Source organism: Stenotrophomonas sp. GD03654 (assembly GCF_029845105.1).
In the GTDB taxonomy this organism is placed as follows: Bacteria; Pseudomonadota; Gammaproteobacteria; order Xanthomonadales; family Xanthomonadaceae; genus Stenotrophomonas; species Stenotrophomonas africana.
Genome location: NZ_JAOCLC010000049.1, coordinates 1 through 20,248, shown reverse-complemented (window position 1 = coordinate 20,248; position 20,248 = coordinate 1). Strand labels below are relative to the sequence as shown.

The following is a 20,248-nucleotide window of genomic DNA, read 5'->3' as shown; positions in this document are numbered from 1 at the left end:
GTTATCTCCCGGCCTCAGGCGGCAGTGCCGATGCGCTGCAGGCGGTAGCTGCCATCCAGCACGCCGTTGACCCATTCCTGGTTGTCCAGGTACCAGTCGACGGTGAACGTGATGCCCTGCTCGAAGGTGTAGGCCGGTTCCCAGCCCAGGTCGTTCTTCAGCTTGGAGGCATCGATCGCATAGCGGCGGTCATGGCCGGGGCGGTCGGTGACGTAGGTGATCTGGCTGCTGCGCGGCTGTCCATCCGCGCGCGGGCGGCGCTGGTCCAGCAGCGCACAGATGGCCTGCACCACTTCGATGTTCTGCTTTTCCGAGTTGCCGCCGACGTTGTAGGTCTCGCCGACCTGGCCCTTGGCCAGCACGGTGCGGATCGCTTCGCAGTGGTCGGACACGAACAGCCAGTCGCGCACCTGCTTGCCATCGCCGTACACCGGCAGCGGCTCGCCAGCCAGCGCCTTGGCGATCACCAGCGGGATCAGCTTCTCGGGGAAGTGGTACGGGCCGTAGTTGTTGGAGCAGTTGGTGGTCAGTACCGGCAGCCCGTAGGTGTGGTGGAAGGCACGGACCAGGTGGTCCGAAGCGGCCTTCGACGCCGAGTACGGCGAATTCGGGGCGTACGGTGTGGTTTCGCTGAACTTGCCGGTCTCGCCCAGGGTGCCGTACACCTCGTCGGTGGACACGTGCAGGAAGCGGAAGGCCGCGCCCTGTTCGGCCGGCAGCGCCTTCCAGTAGTCACGGACCGCTTCCAGCAGGCCCAGGGTGCCCACCACATTGGTCTGGATGAAGGCACCGGGACCGTCGATGGAGCGGTCAACGTGGCTTTCGGCGGCGAAGTTCACCACGGCATCCGGCCGGTGTTCGGCCAGCAGGTTCGCGACCAGGGCCTGGTCGCCGATATCGCCCTGCACGAACAGGTGGTTGGGGTTGCCGTCCAGGCTGGACAGGGTCTTCAGGTTGCCGGCGTAGGTCAGCACATCGAGGTTGATGACCTTGACGCCGCACGCGACGGCCTCGAGAACGAAGTTACCGCCAATGAATCCGGCGCCGCCGGTGACAAGCCATGTGGGCACTACCTGTTCTCCTGATCGAAATTCATCCAAGGAGCGCCCACGGGCGCCCCAGCGCAGCGTGACAGGATACATCCCGATGGCCTTCACGACCGCCTGCGTGACGTGAACACGAGCTCGCGAAGTGCATTTTTGCCGCGCCGCAACATAACCATACGCATTCGCATGGTCACCCGAAGCCAGCTAGAATCGGGGTCCCACCCCCGAACCGGTTGCTGTTCCAGGACCGGACGTTCTCCCTGTTACTGAAGGACCCCGTACCAGATGAAAATCCTCGTCGCGTACAAGCGCGTGGTGGACTACAACGTCCGCATTCAGGTCAAGCCGGACGGTTCCGGCGTGGTCACCGACGGCGTCAAGCTGTCCCCCAACCCCTTCGATGAAATCGCCCTGGAAGAAGCCTTGCGCCTGCGCGACAAGGGCATCGCCAGCGAAGTCGTGGTTGCCACCATCGCCCCGGCCGACGCCCAGGCGCACCTGCGCAATGGCCTGGCCATGGGCGCCAACCGCGCCATCCATGTCGTCACCGACCAGGCCATCCAGCCGCTGACCGCTTCGCGCACCCTGCTCAAGCTGATCGAGAAGGAACAGCCGGACCTGGTGATCCTCGGCAAGCAGGCCATTGACGACGACGCCAACCAGACCGGCCAGATGCTGGCCACGCTGTGGGGCCGCCCGCAAGCGACCTTCGCCAGCAAGCTGGAGATTGCCGACGGCAAGGCCACGGTGACCCGTGAAGTCGACGCCGGCCTGGAAACACTGGAAGTGGATCTGCCGGCCGTGGTCACCACCGACCTGCGCCTGAACGAGCCGCGCTTCATCAAGCTGCCGGACATCATGAAGGCCAAGGCCAAGCCGCTGGAAACCCTGCAGCTGGCCGACCTCGGCGTTGAAGCCGCCGACACCTTCAAGACCACCCAGTACGCCGCGCCGTCCAAGCGCAGCAAGGGTGTGATGGTCAAGGACGCGGCCGAACTGGTTGCCGCACTCAAGCAGAAGGGGCTGCTGTAATGAGCAAGATTCTCGTCATCGCCGAGCACCACGACGGCAAGCTCAACGCCGCCACCGCCAAGACCGTCAGCGCCGCTGCTGCCATCAGCGGTGCCAGCATCGATGTGGTGGTGCTGGCCGCCGATCCGGCCGCCGTCGCCGCTGAAGCCGCGAAGATCGCTGGCGTCGCCAAGGTCCTGACCGTGACCAATGCCGCCAACGCGCAGGCCATCGCCCAGGTACTGGCACCGCAGATCGCGCAGCTGGCCAAGGGCTATACCCATGTGTTCGGCCCGTCGACCACCTTCGGCAAGGACCTCATGCCGTGCGTGGCCGCCCTGCTCGGCGTCAACCAGGTCTCCGACCTGATGACCGTCGAAGGCAGCCACACCTTCAAGCGCCCGATCTACGCCGGCAACGCGATCATCACCGTGGAAGCCCCAGCCGACCAGATCGTGGTTGCCACCGTGCGTGCCGCGTCGTGGCCGGAAGCCGCCCAGGGCGGCAGCGCCGCCATTGAAGCGGCGAGCGTCGACGCCACGCTGCCAACCCACACCCGCTTCGTCGGCCTGGCCGCCGGTGCCAGCGACCGCCCGGACCTGCAGAGCGCCAAGCGCGTGATTTCCGGTGGTCGTGGTGTCGGTTCGGAAGAGAACTTCAAGGTCATCTTCCAGCTGGCTGACAAGCTCGGTGCCGCCGTCGGTGCCTCGCGCGCTGCGGTCGATGCCGGCTACGTGCCCAGCGACCTGCAGGTTGGCCAGACCGGCAAGATCATCGCGCCGGAACTGTACGTGGCCGTGGGTATCAGCGGTGCCATCCAGCACCTGACCGGCATCAAGGATGCCGGCACGATTGTCGCAATCAACAAGGACGGCGATGCGCCGATCTTCGAGATTGCGGATATCGGACTGGTAGGGGATCTGTTTGCGATCCTGCCGGAGCTGGAAAAGGCACTAAGCTGATGCTTTGGGCAGGGCACCCCCAGGGTGCCCTGCTTCCAGCAGATTCAGTTGTCTCCGAACAGGTCCCGGGTATAGACCTTGTCTGAGACGTCATCAAGTTCGGAAGACATACGATTGCTGATGATCACATCGGCCTCGCGCTTGAAGAGAGCCAGATCATTGACGACTCTCGACCGGAAGAATTCTGGATCCGGGCAGTTCGGTTCATGGACAATTACCTCTACTCCCTTGCTCTTTATGCGCTTCATCACGCCTTGGATGCTTGAAGAGCGGAAGTTGTCTGAACCGCTTTTCATGATCAGACGGTAGACGCCAACAACCTTGGGCTTGCGCTTGAGGATCTGCTCGGCAATGAAATCCTTTCGCGTGGTATTGGATTCAACAATCGCGCGGATCAGATTCTGAGGAACGCTGCTGTAGTTCGCCAACAACTGCTTTGTGTCCTTCGGAAGGCAGTAGCCGCCGTATCCGAAAGAAGGGTTGTTGTAGTGTCCACCAATGCGTGGATCCAGGCTTACGCCCCGGATGATCTGCTTGCTATCCAGCCCGTGGCTGACAGCATAACTATCCAGTTCATTGAAGTACGATACCCGCATGGCCAGGTAGGTGTTGGCAAAAAGCTTGATTGCCTCCGCTTCGGTTGGATCAGTAAACAGGATGGGAACATCCTTCTTGATCGCCGCATCGCTCAGTAGGGCCGCAAATATCTCCGCGCGCTCGGACTTCTCGCCAACGATGATCCGAGAAGGATGCAGATTGTCATGTAGAGCACGCCCTTCTCGCAGGAACTCTGGCGAGAAAATGATGTTCCGGGTCCCGAACTTGGCTCGCACACTCTCCACGTAACCAACCGGAATGGTGGACTTGATGACCATGGTAGCCTCAGGAGCAATCTGTAGCACCTGAGAAATCACCGATTCGATCGACGAAGTGTTGAAGTAATTTGTTTCGGGGTCGTAATCGGTAGGCGTGGAAATGATGACGAATGCTGCTCCAGCATACGCATCGACCGGATCCAGTGTCGCCCGGAAATCAAGCCCGCCGCCCTGCAATGCGGCCTCGAGCTCAGGGTCGGCAATCGGAGACACGCCTCTGTTGAGCAACTTGACTTTTTCTTCAACGACATCGACAGCAACAACTTCATGCTGGCGAGCAAGAAGCACACCATTGGACAATCCCACGTAACCCGTACCCGCAACCGCAATCTTCACAATAGTCTCTCTATCAGTATTGCCAAGCATCAGATGACCACGAGCATCCCAGGCACTCTCATGCCTTCGTCGTGGAACCAGAAGACCAACTCCTGAACCAAGCTTACTTCAAGCATGTAGTGATCGGGAGGCGCCTCAGCGTTGAAGGAAACATCTACCGCCTTCCCGGGCGATAGCTCAAGCGAAAGATCCTTGCGTGCGTCCCAACCCGGCGGCGCGCAATTACCTTCAACAGGCACCCAGCGCCAAGAAAGCCGAACATTTCACCCTTCAGTCTCGATGGTTTTCAAGATCGAATCTGAACCATTTCTTATCCGAACCCTAGCGCTGACACCACCGACCACTGGTGAACACTCCATGATAAGAAGCTCAATTCTGGCCGCCACATCCAGTGCAATTCGACCAGCGAAGGGAACTACATTGAAGTAGGGATCCGCGACGAAACCTTGTTTCAACTTGGAAATAAACACAACGTCCTCACCCGCCACCTGCTTCCGGAAATACTCTTCGTAGCCCCCTGAAAAGCACGAATCCGCGCAAATCGAACCGCCACGATAGTTGTCAAGAATGAACTCTGGTCTCGCATTATCATTTACAATGACCACGCGCTTTCGATAATCCGGTGGCATATCCAGCAACGCCATATCAAGTGGTGTCCTACTGACGGCCTTTATTGAAATCAACCGTCCACCCTTCAGATCAACTACAGACTCGATCGCGGATCTGTTTGCCAGCCCCCAGTAATCGACCTCAAATCGTCGCTTCCAATCAGAGCCCGCAAGAAGGTTGAAGTAGACGTTCTGCAGGGGGTGCACCATCACCATCCAACCGATCTGCACGGCGAATAAAGATAGGCGATCGCCAGTTCAATCCTCTCGCCCCGACGCACTATTTGGACCAACGCAGAAGCAGTACCAATCGCGGCCAGAACTAGGACTGCCGGCGGCGTGGTTATTGCTATCCAGACCGGGAGGTAGTGCCAAGGTAGATCAGTTGCTTGGTACACACGACCGAGGTAGAGGACCTCATTATCCCACCGGAGATGCGCCATTCGTTCAAAAGCGAAATGAAATTCCGAACAGGCGCCCCCCAGAGGAATGTAAACATTACGTAGACGGCAGCCACAGTGCAAAAGGTGTAAAGCAGGAACAACCTGAACACATGGCCGCCGGATCTCTTTGCCTGTACCATCTGAATAACAAGTAGAATAATAGTCAGGGGCAGAAGCACGACCGCCATGATTCGGATATCGATAGCAAACCCCGTGGCCACTCCATGGAGGACCATTGCTTCGACACGCCCGGAAATCAGCACCCTCGTCAACGTCCACGTCGATATGGCCATTGCAGCCATGAACGCAATATCCTTGGAATTGTAAAACGACTCAGCAAAAACTCTGGGAGAAAGCGCCATTAAAATCGCCGCTGCGAGCGCGACGGCCTGGTTCGCGTATGCAAGCCGGGCTGTTCGATAGATGGCGAAAACACCCAAGGCAGAGAGCAGGAATGTCAACAGATGCCTTAGCGACCAGATCCGCTCCCCCTCTACCCCAGTCAACCGCTCTGCCGCGGCAAGCGGAAGCTCAAAGGCTACTGCATAATCTCTGTCCTGCCACGTTGAAAGGTCGGGTATCGATCTGAGCTCCTCCTGCAAAGCTCCCGAACCCACCACGCCATCAACATACTTGAGGTTGACCAGTCCATTCATCCGGGACGTTGGCTCATCCCAAGAGACAGCGTAATCCGAGTAAATCAGGACTCCCGCCAACAGGTAGACCACGAAAGCCGCTGCAGCGAAATACCTTCCTGAGACCCGCATCCCTCCTCCCCTGACCGCATGAATGAGGCCCGCAGAGGCTGGAGCCAACCGCGTTCCCTCAGCGGTTCAGCGGGGTTGAGGCAACCGTCATTCCCTCGTCGCTGAACCAGAAAACAGTCTCCTGAACCAAATTCGCCTGCAAGGTTCCTGCCCCACGGTTCAATCCACTGGCGTGGAATTCCACGTTGGCCGATTCACCCGGCGCCAACTGTAGCATCAAGTCCTGGCGGGTATCCCATCCCGGGGGTGCCTTGTCCTCACCGGGCTGCACGACCCGCCATGAGAGGCGAACATTGCGTCCAGCCACCTCAAGGGTACTGATGTCCTGGGAAGATCCGTTGTGGATAGTTACAGTGACCCTCGCCCCGCCCTCATCATAGATCACACTTGCGATTGCAATGCTGACATTGCGCGCGACCCCTGCCGGGATCCGGCCCGAAAATCGTGCCAATCGTCCGCCAACGCATTCTTGCTTGGGAACCATCACGATCCTATCCAGAAGCTGCTGCGCCTGAGTCGCATTCACTCGCCCAAACTGAATCTGTGTGCGGACGAAACTCTCCGCGCTTTCACAGCTTCCAGCCACGCCAGCGCCAGGCGGCACGTAGCCGGAATATCCATTAATGGAAGCCATTCCATGATCCTGAGCATAGATCATCGCGTCCAGGTCATCGAGATATGGAGAATCTGATGATCGATCCGCCATGATCACGCTCCCGCGAACCGCCCCGGCAGGCACCCTCGATTCAAAGTTCGCCTGTCTGGCCCGCCAGGCAGCGAAGCTTGCGTTGCCCGCCTCAAAGGTACTTGACTCTGCAACCAGAAGAACGACCGCCAGCAGACCTCCAATGCAAAGACGAAGGGCACCGCGTCGCTCAAGAAGCGTGAGAACACGCTGGAAACCAATACCTGCAAGGATACCGAGAGGCACGACCATGACCAGCATCACACGGGTTACAGCTCGTATTGAGTCGATCCCAGGAACGTGCAGGAAGAGTCGATAGATGGAGAAATTACTAACATTCAGGGTTCCAGCCACCAGCAACAGTAAGGACACAAACGCCAACCGGCCAATATCGGTGTACTCGATCCTGCGAAGCGCAACCAGTGCACCCACCAAACAGAAGAGCAGAACGCCCACTCCGATGAAAAGCTGATGCTCATGCCGCATTGAAATGTCGGTGATCGATCCGCCGACAACATGGCTTAGCTTGGAAAAATCTGAAATCAGGTAGCTCCAGACCCTCGGGAGCATACCGAGAATCTCATCGCGAGGTCGCTCAAACCCATGGGCGAGCGTGACTTGCTTGTATTTTGCGAGCAATGCAAACACAGCCGCGCCGCACACAAGTACTACGGATGCAGATGCTAGCGTCCCAAACAAATTGGTTCTACTGACACTCTGCATGACGCTCCGGCGGATAGCCCCTGCCTTGCCCAGTAACAGCCAGCCGACAACCATCGCGATCAGAAGATAGACAGCGAAGACACCGGTATAGATTGCACAGTAGAACTGCGCCATGAGCCAGACGGCAGTCCACGCCAGAGATGACGTTTTTCCTGACTCCAACCAGGCATAGAAGGTGACAAATACCAACGGCACGAACATGCGAAACGCAAATTGCGCGTGGGCCTGCTGGGCCAGAACCGGGAGGGAGAACGCGAAGACAAACGCAGCAGCCGCGGCACCTGAATGCCTGAGCTTCAAACGTCTGAATGCGACGTATGCAAGCGCATAGTTCAGAATACCTCCAAGCATCAACCAGAGCGCAAGCGCCGGCTCCCGCTCAAACCCAAGAAGGCGAAGCAGGGCATAAGGAAGAATAGAACCGAAATGGTTATCGCTGAGCGCCAGGACGTCCTTCACAGGATAGAAGAACCCCGGACTCCACAGAGACTCTACGTCTCCTCGCAGCCATTGATAGACGTGCTCAAGCACCACCGAGTTGAATCTTGCGTCGATCAGATCGCCCGGCACTGCCGTGAGATAAGAATTTGCCCTCAATTGATAGAAGGCGACACCAACAAACAGGAAAAGTGTGAATGCAATCAGGCCCCTAGCCTTCTCGCAACCGACCGAAATTGCATTCATCAAGAATCTCTCTTCGCTAACACACTTATACTCTACGAATGGCGGAAATGCACGTTGCGTAAACTTTCAGGCAATCAAGCCCGACCAATGCAGTCCTTTAACCGCCTACCCACGGAACAACGCGCCAGCGCACTCCTCCTCCGCAACTGTCAACGACGGCGCATGATTTTCATGAACCCGTTTCGAAAACTCGAATTTGAGTACTTGGCCACGCTCTGGCGGGCCCTCTCGGCCAGTTCGATCTGCGCTCCGGTTCCGTACAGCGCCATCAAATCTCGGGTTTTCAAGCGCAGGTCATCCGCACTACGGAAGTGGAATCCGTCGACGCCATCTGTGACGATTTCCTTCGGCCCCCCCATAGGAACAACGATTGGGATTGCACCAGCAGCCATCGCCTCGCATGCTGTCATGCCGAAGTGCTCCAGCTTCTCCGGTTCGATAGTTTCCGACTCACCCCAGCCAGCACCATGCCAAAAGATCGAGGCCACGGAGTACTCCTCCAGCAACTCTCTGGCAGTAAGGTTGCCCATGATTCTGATAGGGTAACCGCGAGCAAGCTCATTCACCCGCTCAAAGTACTCTCGATGGGCGGCTGTATCCGCATGTACACTGCCCGCGAGGTGGTACTCCCACCCCTCTGGCACCATGCCAGCGTCGCACATACCCCTGAAGGCACCAATGAGTTCCACGTGCTTTTTGTTATGCCCACCGGCAAAGAAACGCCCGACGCTCAGGATTACCCTTTTCTTGCCGTCGAGTTCAATTCCAGCGAATCGTTCGGTATCGATCGGGGGCGGTAGAACATCCGCTTTACGCGCCCAACGCTTCTCTACCCAGGCAGCCGTGAATTCTGAATTGGCCAACGGTACATCGTAACTGTCGATAAAAGGGCGCAGGTCTTTCGAGACATGGCCTCGAACGAGCTTTCTTGCATTATTAGCAATACGCCCAAAGCGCGGAAATCCCTCGCGACTCAACTTTCCTGCCGCCCGCTGCAGGAAGCGAGCGACGCGTGAGCTTTCAACCAACTCGTGGGGGAAGAACACCAGATAGATCGACCTGGCTGCCTGCGAGACCATCGACGAACAATAGGTTGAATTGATGAACAAGTCATAATCAGCACTTCTGGGCGCGAGCTCGGCGCACGACTGTGCAGGCCAGTCCACCCATCGCGCGCCATCAAGCTTCAGATTCATACGCTGGCAGAACTCGACCTCATCAACTGGACCAACGCGAATCAGGTCAACCTCGTAGCCCTCAGACAACAATACTTCTGCGATGGTTCCGACGTGCTTCTCGCCACCACCCATCGTGGACCAATAGCGATTATAGATACCAACTTTCATCGTGCTCTAGCCCCAATCATATCAGTCGCGCGCAAGTGTCCGGTCCAGCGGTGCAGCAAGGCCAGGGGGGCGAGCTTGAGCAATCCATACTGGATGCGAAGTCGAAGACGAAGCTCTGCATTGCATCTCTCGTTCCGGAATCCGCGCCGCACCGCAGCGACGGACGCCCGCAGGCACCGGGCGGACTCCCTCGCATATGCGGCTGCCGCTACATATACATGAGCATGCTTGATCTTGATCAAGACGTGGTTTCTCGACACATAAAAGATGAACGTCGGTGACCATTCGACACTGGACCCGGTATGTACATGACGAACCACACTATCAGGAACATAACGGAGACTGCCTCCCGCCTTGCGAAGACGCCAGCAGAGATCTGTATCCTCGTAATACATGAAGAAGCTGGAATCGAACAAGCCGGCCTCGATCAATGCCGATCGCCGCATCAGCATCGATGCACCACACAGCGCGTTGACGTTCTCAGCGGCGTCAAACTGGCCGGTGTCCACCTCGTAGATGCCACGATCGCCAGCTTCACCGCTGTCATTCAAGTTGGTTCCAGCATTGTTGATCACATCAAACGCCAGACCCGTCAGGAAGCTTGCATCACAGTCAAAAACGAATTCTTTGAAGCCTGTCTCAAGCCGCCCAGATGCCAGCTGACGCCCGCCTGCCTTGACAGTAAACTCGCCGCCCCCTCCCATCTCAGAGCCAGAGAGCACCAGCTTCAACTTGAAACTTCCGCCCGTCGGTTCTGGCGGCAAAGGGATTCGTAGCGTTGCGTCACCATTTGTCCAGTTGACCTTTCTGGAACCGTGATACTCCGGACCCCAGAAGCCGTCGGAATATATCAGCTTTCGGTAACCACTTCCGATGAAGCAACTCTCATCGTCAACAAGCACGCCAAGTTCTCGAGTGTCGCCCGAACCACCTGCTTCGCTCGGGCGGAATGCCCCGCTCTGGATGTTGAGCTCGACATACCGCCGGAAGAAAAGAATCTTCGATCCAGCAGCTGATGCCGCCGGATGGGACATCAGCTCCTCGACCAAAGCCGAGAGCCACAGCGGATCGACTACGGTATCGTTGTTGATCAGCCCAATCAGCTCACCATTTGCGTGGGTCATGCCAAGGTTGTTTCCACCTGCAAAACCCAGATTTTTCCTTGATTCGATGATGCGAACCCAAGGGAAGGCAGATCCAACATAGCCCACGGAGTCATCAGCCGACGCATTATCGACGAAAATTACTTCAAATCGGGGATACTCGAGCTTCTCGATGCTCTCCAAGAGCGGCTGCAGGAAACGCTTGCCATTGTAATTGACAACAATAAGGCTCACCAAAGGGAGAGATTTCTCGAACTGCGCCCTTTTAGCTTGTGACACCTCATTGAGATGACGCTGCGCCTTCTCTTCATGGACAGCATAATCACGCGCACCCTCCATACTCCGCAGCATCTCCTGATACTCAGCTGCGACCTTATTTACTTCAGCCTTCCAATCACTGTCCTTGGCCAGAAGCGCCTGGTCGCGCTCAATTGAGATTCGTTCAATCTCCATCCTATAATCTGCGGCGACCTGCTCAACTCGCTGCCCCCACGCCTGATCCTTGTCGACAAGCATCTGGTCGCGCTCAAGAGCTATCCTCGCAATCTCGCACTGATAGTCATTGGCCACCTGTCGAACGCGCGCCTCGACGTAGCCAGCAACCTCAAACACGGACTGAGGTAACCGCGGGATCTCCCCCGCAGACGCAAGCGCAACGAAGTAGACGGGCTGGCGAGGCATCTGCGCATTCTGCGCTTCTTCAAGAAGCCCGCCCTCTTCGCTCCAGTAGTGGCGGATCGCATCGGCACGATCCGAAGCAACCGGGCTGATCGGCCTGATCCGCCCGATCATCGAAGCCATGGTGGTGCGCTGACCGTAAAGTTCGAAGGCTGGGAAGTACTGAAGAATCAACTCCTCGAGCTCGGCACGATCCAACTCCTTGACATGGAATTCATTGTGGAATGCCGGTTTCTCCGAATACTCGACACGATCCGGACTGGATATCATCAGCACTCCGTCGGGACGAAGGACACGGACGATTTCCCTCATCATTTCATGGTGCTGATCATGGTGCTCGATTGTCTCGAAACTGACGACGACGTCGACGCTAGCATCAGGCAAAGGGATTGCTGTGCAGGAGCCGCAATGGAATTCGAGATTGCCGGACCTGTATGCGTCACGAGCGTGGTCTACGGCACCAGGATCAATGTCAACGCCAATTACTTTCTGAGCATGTCGGGACATCAAGGCGGAGCCGTAGCCTTCTCCACATGCAATGTCCAGCACGTGCTTACCAGCAATGATTTCGCAAGCTAGGTGATATCGATGGTAATGTTCCATCTCGATCTCACCGGTCACACCCGGGATGAAGCGTTCTCCGGTGAAGTCCAGATGGTGTTCGGACATGGGCACAGAACCATTAATCACGACTTCATCTCCATTTCGATCCTGCGCATTGGTACGCCAAACAGGCCGAGACATACGGCACTCGATTGAACGTGGAGGATCAGGGCATCATGAATCCACTGGTGCTGGACATGATCAGCCTGGGTGCCTTCTGCGACCGCAGGTGAAATACTGTATTCCCCACCAGGTAATACTGGGAAGGTAAAATTGAAGGAGGCAACCAGCGTTGTTTCCGGTGGCACCTTCATATCCAGGTCTCGCTGTGACAGGTAAGTATTGTCCGCGAAGATGATCTGGCCCAGTTTATCCTTGACAACAAACCCGACAATCGGCCGATGGATCTCGTCCCTAGTCCGGACAGTGACCTGCAGAGTAACGTCCTGCCCTCCAACGGCCCAGTTAACCGGATTGCCACCAGCATCCAGCAGTTGCACAGAGGTGATGGTGGCGGCACCTGTTCCGAACGAGGCCCGGTTCTCGTCGAACTGGAAAACCTGAATGTCGTTGCGCAGATTGGACGCATCGATCAGCGACTGCCTCATGTCCACGTATTCAACAGGTGCGACCTCGACAAAGGCGTCGGTCGCAGCACGTGGCTTCTCCGCTGTTTCTTCCGACTCATCCAGAATAGGTTCAGCCGCAACCACCGGCGTGCCAGCAGATTCTGGCTCGAAAAGCGATGCAAGATACGCCTGGGACAGCTCCTTGGGCGCACCATTCATGCGGAGATCGCCCTTGTCCAACCAGATTGCGCGTTCGCAGAGATTGATGACAGCCCCCATATCATGACTGCAGAAAAGCAGAGTCCCGCGCTTCATGAATGACCGGAGGAATCTCATGCACTTCTGGGTGAAATAGGCGTCTCCTACGGACAACGCTTCATCGACGACGAGGATATCCGCATCGACATGTGCAATAACCGAGAATGCCAAGCGCACAACCATACCACTTGAATATGTCTTGACCGGCTGATCTATGAAATCGGAAATTCCGGAAAACTCAACGATGTCAGGGTAGCGACTCTCCATCTGTTCGGCAGTCAGTCCGAACAACGCGCCACTTAGCATTACATTTTCTTTCCCGGTGAACTCAGGGTTGAACCCTGATCCCAACTCAAGAAGCGCCGCGATTCGCCCGGTTGTTTTTACCTCACCCACAGACGGACTCAACGTGCCACAGACAAGCTGCAGCAGAGTCGACTTTCCCGAGCCGTTGCGACCGATGATGCCAACGGTTTCGCCACGACGCACACTGAACGAGACATCCTTCAGCGCCCAGAATTCGCGATAGTAGTGCTTGGGTTCGCCACCCAGCGCTCGATCCAGCGCGGGCAGGACGAATTGCTTCAACCTATCCTTCGGATCTGCGTAGATTTCGTAAAACTTGCCGAGGCCTGATACATCGATCACTACTTCCGGCGACGGGTCGGGCGAATTGTCAGAGGACATCAGCGAAGCCTTTACGCATTTTTTGGAATACAGCGAATCCGATGAAAGCGAAAGCGGAGGCAATCATCAAATAGACGATCAGCCCCTTGAAGTCAGGCAACTTGCCCCAGATCAACACCTGCCGGGATTGCTCCATGATGAAGGTCAGAGGATTCAACATGAACAGCTTCTGGTATTTTTCGGGCCACGCGGACTGCGGATAGAAGACCGGCGAAAGAAACAGCATTGCAGTTGTGATGAACGTCGTTGTCTGCTTCAAATCACGAATGAATACACCCAGCGCGGCGAGGATCCAGGCAATACCGACCGCAATGACAAGCAGGGGCGCCAGAACGACAGGAAAGAACACAGCCTGCCAATGCAAACCGCCGTTGCAGAGTACAAGACCCGCAAGCAGGACACATACGCTGGCAAGACAGTGAAAAAGGGCGGATCCGAGGCTGATGACTGGCAGCATCTCGAGCGGGAAAACGACCTTGGTCACATAGTTTGTATTCTCAAAAATGATACCCGGGGCGCGATTGATCACCTCGGCGAAAAGGCCATGGATAATCACGCCTACGAACATCACCAGTGCAAACTGCGCCCTGCTGTCGCCCACCTGACCATGCCAGCGCGCCTTGAAGATTACAGCGAAGACAAATGTGTAGATGAGCAGCATGAGCAGCGGATTGATGAAAGCCCAGAGCAGGCCTGCAAATGACCCCTTATATTTGCTCTGAACGTCTCTCTTTCCAAGCAACCACACGATTCCACGATTTGTCCAGAGCGAATTCAACAACGCTCCGGGAGAAATTCGATTCATCTGAAAATTTTCCCAATGAAGTCATGCGTAAGCACATGAAGTGACGCTACTGCGTTTCAACCCAGCGCCCGTTCCAGATCCACCTGCAGATCCCCCAGCTCCTCCACGCCCACGCTCAGCCGCACCAGCGCATCGCTGATGCCCAGCTGTTCCCGCCGCGCAACCGGGATCGAGGCGTGCGTCATCACCGCCGGATGGTTGACCAGGCTTTCCACGCCACCCAGCGACTCGGCCAGGGTGAACAGCTCGGTCTTCTCGCAGAAGCGCTTGGCCGCCTCGAAACCGCCCTTGAGGACGATCGAGACGATGCCGCCGTAGCCGCCCATCTGGCGGGTCGCCAGCTCATGCTGCGGGTGCGACGGCAGGCCCGGGTAGATCACCTTTTCCACGGCCGGGTGCTTCTCCAGCCACTGCGCCAGGGCCAGCGCATTGGCGCAGTGCGCCTTCATGCGCAGCGGCAGGGTCTTCAGGCCACGCAGGGCCAGGAAGCTGTCGAACGGGCCCTGCACGCCACCCACCGAGTTCTGCAGGAAGGCCATCTGCTCGGCCAGTTCGGCGTTGTCACCGACCACGACCATGCCACCGACCATGTCCGAGTGGCCATTGAGGTACTTGGTGGCCGAGTGCAGCACCAGGTCCGCGCCCAGCTCCAGCGGGCGCTGCAGCATCGGCGAGGCGAAGGTGTTGTCGACCACCACGATCAGGCCGTGGCGCTTGGCGATGGCGGCCACCGCAGCGATGTCCACGATCTTCAGCATCGGATTGGTCGGGGTCTCGATCCAGACCATCTTCGTCTTTGGCGTGATGGCTGCCTCGAACGCGGCCAAGTCGGTCAGGTCGACGAAGCTGAAGTCCAGCCCGGCGGTGCGGCGACGCACGCGCTCGAACAGGCGGAAGCTGCCGCCGTAGATATCGTCCATCGCCACCACGTGGCTGCCGGCGTCCAGCAGTTCGATCACGGTCGAGCTGGCCGCCATGCCCGAAGCGAAGGCGAAACCACGGGTACCGCCTTCCAGGGACGCCACGCACCGCTCATAGGCGAAGCGGGTCGGGTTGTGGGTACGCGAGTACTCGAAGCCCTGGTGCTCGCCCGGGCTGGACTGGGCATAGGTCGAGGTGGCGTAGATCGGTGGCATCACCGCGCCGGTGCTGGGATCGGGCGACTGACCGCCGTGGATGGCCAGCGTGGCCAGGGCCAGGGCGCGATCCTGGGAAGTAGCGTTGGACATGTTCTTTCCTGAGGGGCGCCGACACGCGGCGCCATCGAAGGTGCGGAAGTCTACCAGCGCGGCCTTAACGACCTTTGACGCGGATAAACCGGGATTCAGCAGCGAACGTCTTCGATCAGCGGCTTACTGCACGCGACGGCGCAGGTAGTTCAGCAGGTCGATACGGGTGATCAGGCCCAGGAAGGCGTCGCCGTCCATCACGATCGCCACCTGGCCACGGTCGAACACCGGCAGCAGGGCCTCGATCGGCGACTTCACATCCAGCCGGTCCAGCTTGCTGACCATCGCGGTGGCGACGCTGTCGCGGAAACGGGCCTCATCGCCATAAACATGCAGCAGCACGTCGCTTTCGTCGACGATGCCGACCAGCTGGTCACCGTCCATCACCGGCAGCTGCGACACGTCATACAGCTTCATGCGCTGGTAGGCCGTGGTCAGCAGATCGTTCGGGCCGATCACGACGGTATCGCGCTGGCCGTACGGGCGCAGGATCAGGTCGCGCAGGTCGCCGTGCTGTGGGCGCTCCAGGAAGCCGTTGTCCAGCATCCAGTAGTCGTTGTACATCTTCGACAGGTACTTGTTGCCGGTATCGCAGACCAGTACCAGGACCTTCTTCGGCGTGGTCTGTTCCTTGCAGTACTTCAGCGCAGCCGCCAGCAGGGTGCCGGTGGACGAGCCGCCGAGGATGCCTTCCTTCGCCAGCAGCTCGCGCGCGGTATGGAAGCTCTCACCGTCGGTGATGGCGTAGGCCTTCTTCACCCGGCTGAAATCGGAGATGGACGGCAGGAAGTCCTCGCCGATGCCTTCCACCAGCCAGCTGCCCGACTTGTCGTTGAGCACGCCGTCATTGATGTATTCGGCCAGGATCGAGCCGACCGGGTCGGCCAACACCAGCTCGGTCTTCGGCGACAGCTTGGCAAAGGCGCGCGACAGGCCGGTCATGGTGCCGGAGCTGCCGCAGCCGAACACGATGGCGTCCAGATCGCCGCCCATCTGTTCCAGGATTTCCGGGCCCGTGCCAAATTCATGCGCAGCCGGGTTGTCCGGGTTGCCGAACTGGTTGATGAAGTAGGCGCCCGGGGTCTGTTCGGCGATGGTCTTGGCCAGATCCTGGTAGTACTCGGGATGGCCCTTGGCCACGTCCGAGCGGGTCAGACGCACTTCAGCGCCCATCGCCTTCAGGTTGAAGATCTTTTCCCGGCTCATCTTGTCGGGAACAACCAGAATCAGCTTGTAGCCCTTCTGCTGGGCGACCAGGGCCAGGCCCAGGCCGGTGTTGCCGGCTGTGCCCTCGACCAGGGTCGCGCCCGGCTTCAGGTCGCCGCGCTGCTCTGCCGCCTCGATCATCGACAGGCCGATGCGATCCTTGATCGATCCGCCCGGGTTGGCGCTCTCCAGCTTCAGGTAGAGCTCACAGACGCCGGTGTCCAGGCGCTGGGCCTTGACGATCGGGGTCTGGCCGATGAGTTCGAGGACGGAAGAATGGATGGGCATTCGGAGGACTTTCGGTTCGCGCCACACAGGGCCGGACCGATGATTATCCGTCGGATGGCGATGAATGTCAGGTCGGCGCGGCGCCGGGCCGCAAGCCCGCAAAAAGAGATGCGGACGGCCCCGGATCGACGAGGAGACCGGTACCGCCCGCATCGGTGAGTCGTACCTGCAGGCCAAGGCACCACCGCTTGTGGTGCCTTGGCGCGGCCGCCTCATCGGCGGTGCCGCGATGCCGGGGCAGGAGCGCCCGGCGGGGCCATCGATGGCCGGGTCACGCCGTTCCGGGCGTGACGGGGTGCGTCAAAGTGTGGGGGACGTCGTTGGGAGCGGTGTTTCGTACATTCGCAGAAGTCGTTGCTTGGCCAGCAGCTTCTCACGCTTCATGCGACCCAGGGTGACATCATCGATCGGGAGTACACCCAACTCCGCGTCCATGCACTTCTTGTTCAACTTGCGGTGCTGGTCATGGAGTGCCCTGAACTCCGGATCACGCGCGCGGCGGGCGTCGATCTCGCTCTGGGGCTGATCTTCAAACATGATGGACCTCCTTCGACAGATACACGAACGCCCCGGCCGCGAGGCACGGGGCGTTGTTCATGGAGGAGCGCCGGTCGATGGCCACCTGGACGCCTGCAACGACCTGCGGCACTGGCCTGCGCACGTCGATTCGCTGCGGTTCGCGCCCTGTTTGCATCGGCCCGGCCCTCCCATCGTCCGGTCCGCGGCATTGCGTCCCGGACGATTGACCCTACGCCTGCTCAAGGCGGGGTACAAGACCCCTGCGGCAAAAAGACCGAACCCCGCCGGGGCGGGGTTCAGGCTGAATGCTCATCACAACGAAAAACAAACAATATCAAGCAATTACGGGGCGATGATGACCTCGGCCGAGCGCGCCCGGGTGGACGCCGCCTTCTTGCCGCTGACCTGGATCCGGTTGCTGGCGACACCCGCCGCGACCAGAGCATCGCGCAGCGCTTCGGCACGCTTCTGACCCACACCATTGGCGCTGTCATAGGCCTCGATACGCAGGCGCCCCTTCTTGCCGATGTTCAGGTACTCGGCCAGGGCCTTGGCCTGGTTGCGGGCCCCGCCGGACAGGCTGGAGGCGCCAGTGGCGAAGGCGTCACCATTGAAAGTGAAGACTTCGCCACGGCCGTCGAACTTCGAGCCCGGCAGCTTCTGCCCGGACACCAGCTCGGCTTCCTCGCGGGCCAGCTTGGCGGCGTTCTGCTGGGCGGCGCTGAGGCGCTGCTGCTGCTTGCCGGCCACGCTGGTCAGGGCGTTCTCGGCGTCCTGGCGGGCCAGGGTTTCGGCTTCGGCGGCCTGGCGCAGACGCTCAGCCTCCTCGGCCTGCATCTGCGCCTGCATGCGCAGCTGCTCGGCTTCCTGACGGGCACGGGCGGCGTCGCGGCGGCTGGCCTCGATCAGCAGGTCGCTGCGGGTCCGCTCCAAGCGGTCGACCTCGCGCGCGGCCACCGCGGCGCGCACGGCGGTCTCGGCAATCTCCACCCGGCGCTCGGCCAGGTAGGTGGCCAGCTCCTGGTCGCGGCGCTTGGCCTTGTCCAGGGTGGCGATGGCCTGCTGGGCCTGCATGCGCTCGAAGGCACCCAGCTCAGCGGTGTCGGGATTGGCCTGGATGGCCATCAGGCGCTGGCTCAGCTGCGCCACCATCGGGTTGTCGGCGGCCAAGGCCAGGGTCGGCAGCGCCAGCAGCGCGGCCAGGGTTGCGGCAGTCATCGGCTTCACCGGCGGTCCTCCCCGGTCGACAGCTGGCGTTGCAGCTGGTTGACCTCGTTGCGACGCAGCTGCAGCTGCGCGGTGACGGTGGCCTCCTCGCTGCGGACGCGGGCCAGGTCGGCATCGGCGGCGGCGCGCTGGGCCATCGCCGGGGCGTTCTTGCGCTCGCGGCGGTCGCCGGCGGCGCGCTGGGCCTGCTCCAGCCCCTGGCGGGCCAGACCGATCAGGTCCGGGGCGTACTGGTCGGCATCGGCCTGGGTGGCCTTGTCGACCGCCTGCCGGGCCTGCGCCAGTTCCAGTGCGGCGTCCTGCGCCCAGGCGGGGGCAGACAGTGCGAATGCAAACGCCATCACATACAGGCCATGGCGCATTCGTGCGAAGCTAAGTCGTTTCATTGGGGAGGCCGTACCGGTTGTCGGTTCACGGCCATTGTCGTCAAGCCGACACCGTGCTGGCAACGGGCGTCGGCCGTTTCGTTGGGGAAAATTCGCAATGGATATCGGCTACTTCCTGAAGCTGATGACCGAAAAGAACGCTTCGGACATGTTCCTGACCACCGGGGCACCGGTCTATATCAAGATCGAGGGGAAGCTTTATCCGCTGGGCAACACCGGCCTGCCGCCCGGCATGGTCAAGAAAATCGCCTACTCGTTGATGGACGAAGGCCAGGTGCCGCAGTTCGAGCGCGAGCTGGAGCTCAACATGGCCATCGCCCTTCCCGAAGCCGGGCGCTTCCGCGTCAACGTGTTCAAGCAGCGGGGCGAGGTCGGCATGGTCATCCGCGCCATCCGCAGCCGCATCCCGAGCATCGAGGAACTGAACCTGCCGCAGGTGCTGAAGGACGTCATCATGACCCCGCGCGGGCTGGTGCTGGTGGTGGGGTCCACCGGTTCCGGCAAATCGACGTCGCTGGCATCGATGATCGACCACCGCAACAGCACCACCACCGGTCACATCCTCACCATCGAGGATCCGATCGAGTACCTGCACAAGCACAAGATGTCGATCGTCAACCAGCGCGAGGTCGGGCTGGACACCCATGCCTTCCACAACGCGCTGAAGAACGCGATGCGTGAAGCGCCGGACGTGATCCTGATCGGCGAGATCCTGGATGCGGAAACGATGGAGGCGGCCATCGCCTTCGCCGAGACCGGCCACCTGTGCCTGGCTACCCTGCACTCCAACAACGCCGACCAGACCATCGAGCGCATCCTCAACTTCTTCCCGGAAAGCGCGCACAAGAACGTGCTGATGAACCTGGCACTGAACCTGCGCGCGGTGATCAGCCAGCGTCTGGTGAAGAACAAGGAGGGCCGTCGCCTGCCGGCCACCGAGGTGCTGATCAACACGCCGATGATCCGCGACCTGCTGCGCCGCGGCCAGGTGCACGAGATCAAGGCGGCGATGGAAGGCTCGCTGGAAGAAGGCATGGAGAGTTTCGACCAGTGCCTGTTCCGGCTGGCCAAGGCCGGCGTCATCGATCAGGAGGAAGCACTGCGTGCGGCCGACTCGCGCGATGGCCTGGCGCTGAAGTTCCGCCTGTCCGAAGGCAGCAGCGGCGAACACGACCCGTACGCGGATTTCTCGGCCGGCGCGCCG

The 20,248-nt window shown here is 59.5% G+C and carries 17 protein-coding genes; 3 read left to right on the top strand and 14 right to left on the bottom strand.

Annotation, left to right across the window (positions count from 1 at the left end):
• Positions 1–14 precede the first annotated feature (14 nt).
• Positions 15–1,070, bottom strand: a complete 1,056-nt coding sequence (rfbB, locus tag N5J73_RS16910) for a dTDP-glucose 4,6-dehydratase (RefSeq protein ID WP_107379077.1) — start codon at positions 1,068–1,070, stop codon at positions 15–17.
• 261 nt (positions 1,071–1,331) lie between these two features.
• Between rfbB and N5J73_RS16905 the strand changes: the two genes are divergently transcribed.
• Positions 1,332–2,078, top strand: coding sequence for an electron transfer flavoprotein subunit beta/FixA family protein (locus N5J73_RS16905; protein WP_012509979.1), 747 nt, complete (start codon positions 1,332–1,334; stop codon positions 2,076–2,078).
• Positions 2,078–3,019 carry an electron transfer flavoprotein subunit alpha/FixB family protein gene (locus N5J73_RS16900; protein ID WP_107379076.1) on the top strand — a complete coding sequence of 314 codons (942 nt, stop codon included), beginning with the start codon at positions 2,078–2,080 and terminating at the stop codon, positions 3,017–3,019. Before N5J73_RS16905 ends, N5J73_RS16900 begins: the two co-directional genes overlap by 1 nt.
• 44 nt (positions 3,020–3,063) lie before the next feature.
• On the opposite strand, the gene N5J73_RS16895 is transcribed toward N5J73_RS16900, so the two are convergent.
• The 13 genes from N5J73_RS16895 to N5J73_RS16835 form a co-directional block, all read right to left on the bottom strand.
• Positions 3,064–4,230 carry a nucleotide sugar dehydrogenase gene (locus N5J73_RS16895; protein ID WP_049410588.1) on the bottom strand — a complete coding sequence of 389 codons (1,167 nt, stop codon included), beginning with the start codon at positions 4,228–4,230 and terminating at the stop codon, positions 3,064–3,066.
• Between the two features lie 263 nt (positions 4,231–4,493).
• Positions 4,494–5,048, bottom strand: a complete 555-nt coding sequence (locus N5J73_RS16890) for a hypothetical protein (protein WP_159054935.1) — start codon at positions 5,046–5,048, stop codon at positions 4,494–4,496.
• Positions 5,049–5,187: 139 nt separating this feature from the next.
• The gene (locus N5J73_RS16885; RefSeq protein ID WP_164078705.1) at positions 5,188–6,009 is read right to left on the bottom strand and encodes a glycosyltransferase family 39 protein; all 822 of its coding nucleotides are present in this window, start codon (positions 6,007–6,009) and stop codon (positions 5,188–5,190) included.
• Positions 6,010–6,106: 97 nt separating this feature from the next.
• Positions 6,107–8,140: a hypothetical protein gene (locus N5J73_RS16880; RefSeq protein ID WP_107379073.1), complete on the bottom strand. Its 2,034-nt coding sequence runs from the start codon at positions 8,138–8,140 to the stop codon at positions 6,107–6,109.
• Between the two features lie 149 nt (positions 8,141–8,289).
• Positions 8,290–9,486 (bottom strand): glycosyltransferase family 4 protein, encoded by a 1,197-nt coding sequence (locus N5J73_RS16875; protein WP_100050639.1) that lies wholly within the window; start codon positions 9,484–9,486, stop codon positions 8,290–8,292.
• Entirely contained in the window at positions 9,483–11,936 is a 2,454-nt protein-coding gene (locus N5J73_RS16870) for a methyltransferase domain-containing protein (protein ID WP_159054933.1), read from the bottom strand. The genes N5J73_RS16875 and N5J73_RS16870 overlap by 4 nt, the downstream gene beginning before the upstream one ends.
• Before the next feature lie 17 nt (positions 11,937–11,953).
• Positions 11,954–13,384 carry an ABC transporter ATP-binding protein gene (locus tag N5J73_RS16865; protein ID WP_107379071.1) on the bottom strand — a complete coding sequence of 477 codons (1,431 nt, stop codon included), beginning with the start codon at positions 13,382–13,384 and terminating at the stop codon, positions 11,954–11,956.
• Positions 13,374–14,189 carry an ABC transporter permease gene (locus N5J73_RS16860; protein ID WP_049410495.1) on the bottom strand — a complete coding sequence of 272 codons (816 nt, stop codon included), beginning with the start codon at positions 14,187–14,189 and terminating at the stop codon, positions 13,374–13,376. The genes N5J73_RS16865 and N5J73_RS16860 overlap by 11 nt, the downstream gene beginning before the upstream one ends.
• Before the next feature lie 56 nt (positions 14,190–14,245).
• Positions 14,246–15,418, bottom strand: a complete 1,173-nt coding sequence (locus tag N5J73_RS16855) for a cystathionine gamma-synthase (RefSeq protein ID WP_107379070.1) — start codon at positions 15,416–15,418, stop codon at positions 14,246–14,248.
• Between the two features lie 123 nt (positions 15,419–15,541).
• The gene (locus tag N5J73_RS16850) at positions 15,542–16,912 is read right to left on the bottom strand and encodes a pyridoxal-phosphate dependent enzyme (protein WP_049446235.1); all 1,371 of its coding nucleotides are present in this window, start codon (positions 16,910–16,912) and stop codon (positions 15,542–15,544) included.
• Positions 16,913–17,212: 300 nt separating this feature from the next.
• Positions 17,213–17,449 (bottom strand): YdcH family protein, encoded by a 237-nt coding sequence (locus tag N5J73_RS16845; RefSeq protein WP_005407964.1) that lies wholly within the window; start codon positions 17,447–17,449, stop codon positions 17,213–17,215.
• 324 nt (positions 17,450–17,773) lie between these two features.
• Complete coding sequence (locus tag N5J73_RS16840; RefSeq protein WP_080354833.1) at positions 17,774–18,658, bottom strand: OmpA family protein; 885 nt, start codon at positions 18,656–18,658, stop codon at positions 17,774–17,776.
• The gene (locus N5J73_RS16835; protein ID WP_049446237.1) at positions 18,655–19,020 is read right to left on the bottom strand and encodes a DUF4398 domain-containing protein; all 366 of its coding nucleotides are present in this window, start codon (positions 19,018–19,020) and stop codon (positions 18,655–18,657) included. The genes N5J73_RS16840 and N5J73_RS16835 overlap by 4 nt, the downstream gene beginning before the upstream one ends.
• A gap of 121 nt (positions 19,021–19,141) precedes the next feature.
• Between N5J73_RS16835 and N5J73_RS16830 the strand changes: the two genes are divergently transcribed.
• The coding region (locus N5J73_RS16830) for a PilT/PilU family type 4a pilus ATPase (protein WP_279941214.1) at positions 19,142–20,248 on the top strand (1,107 nt) is incomplete at its 3' end.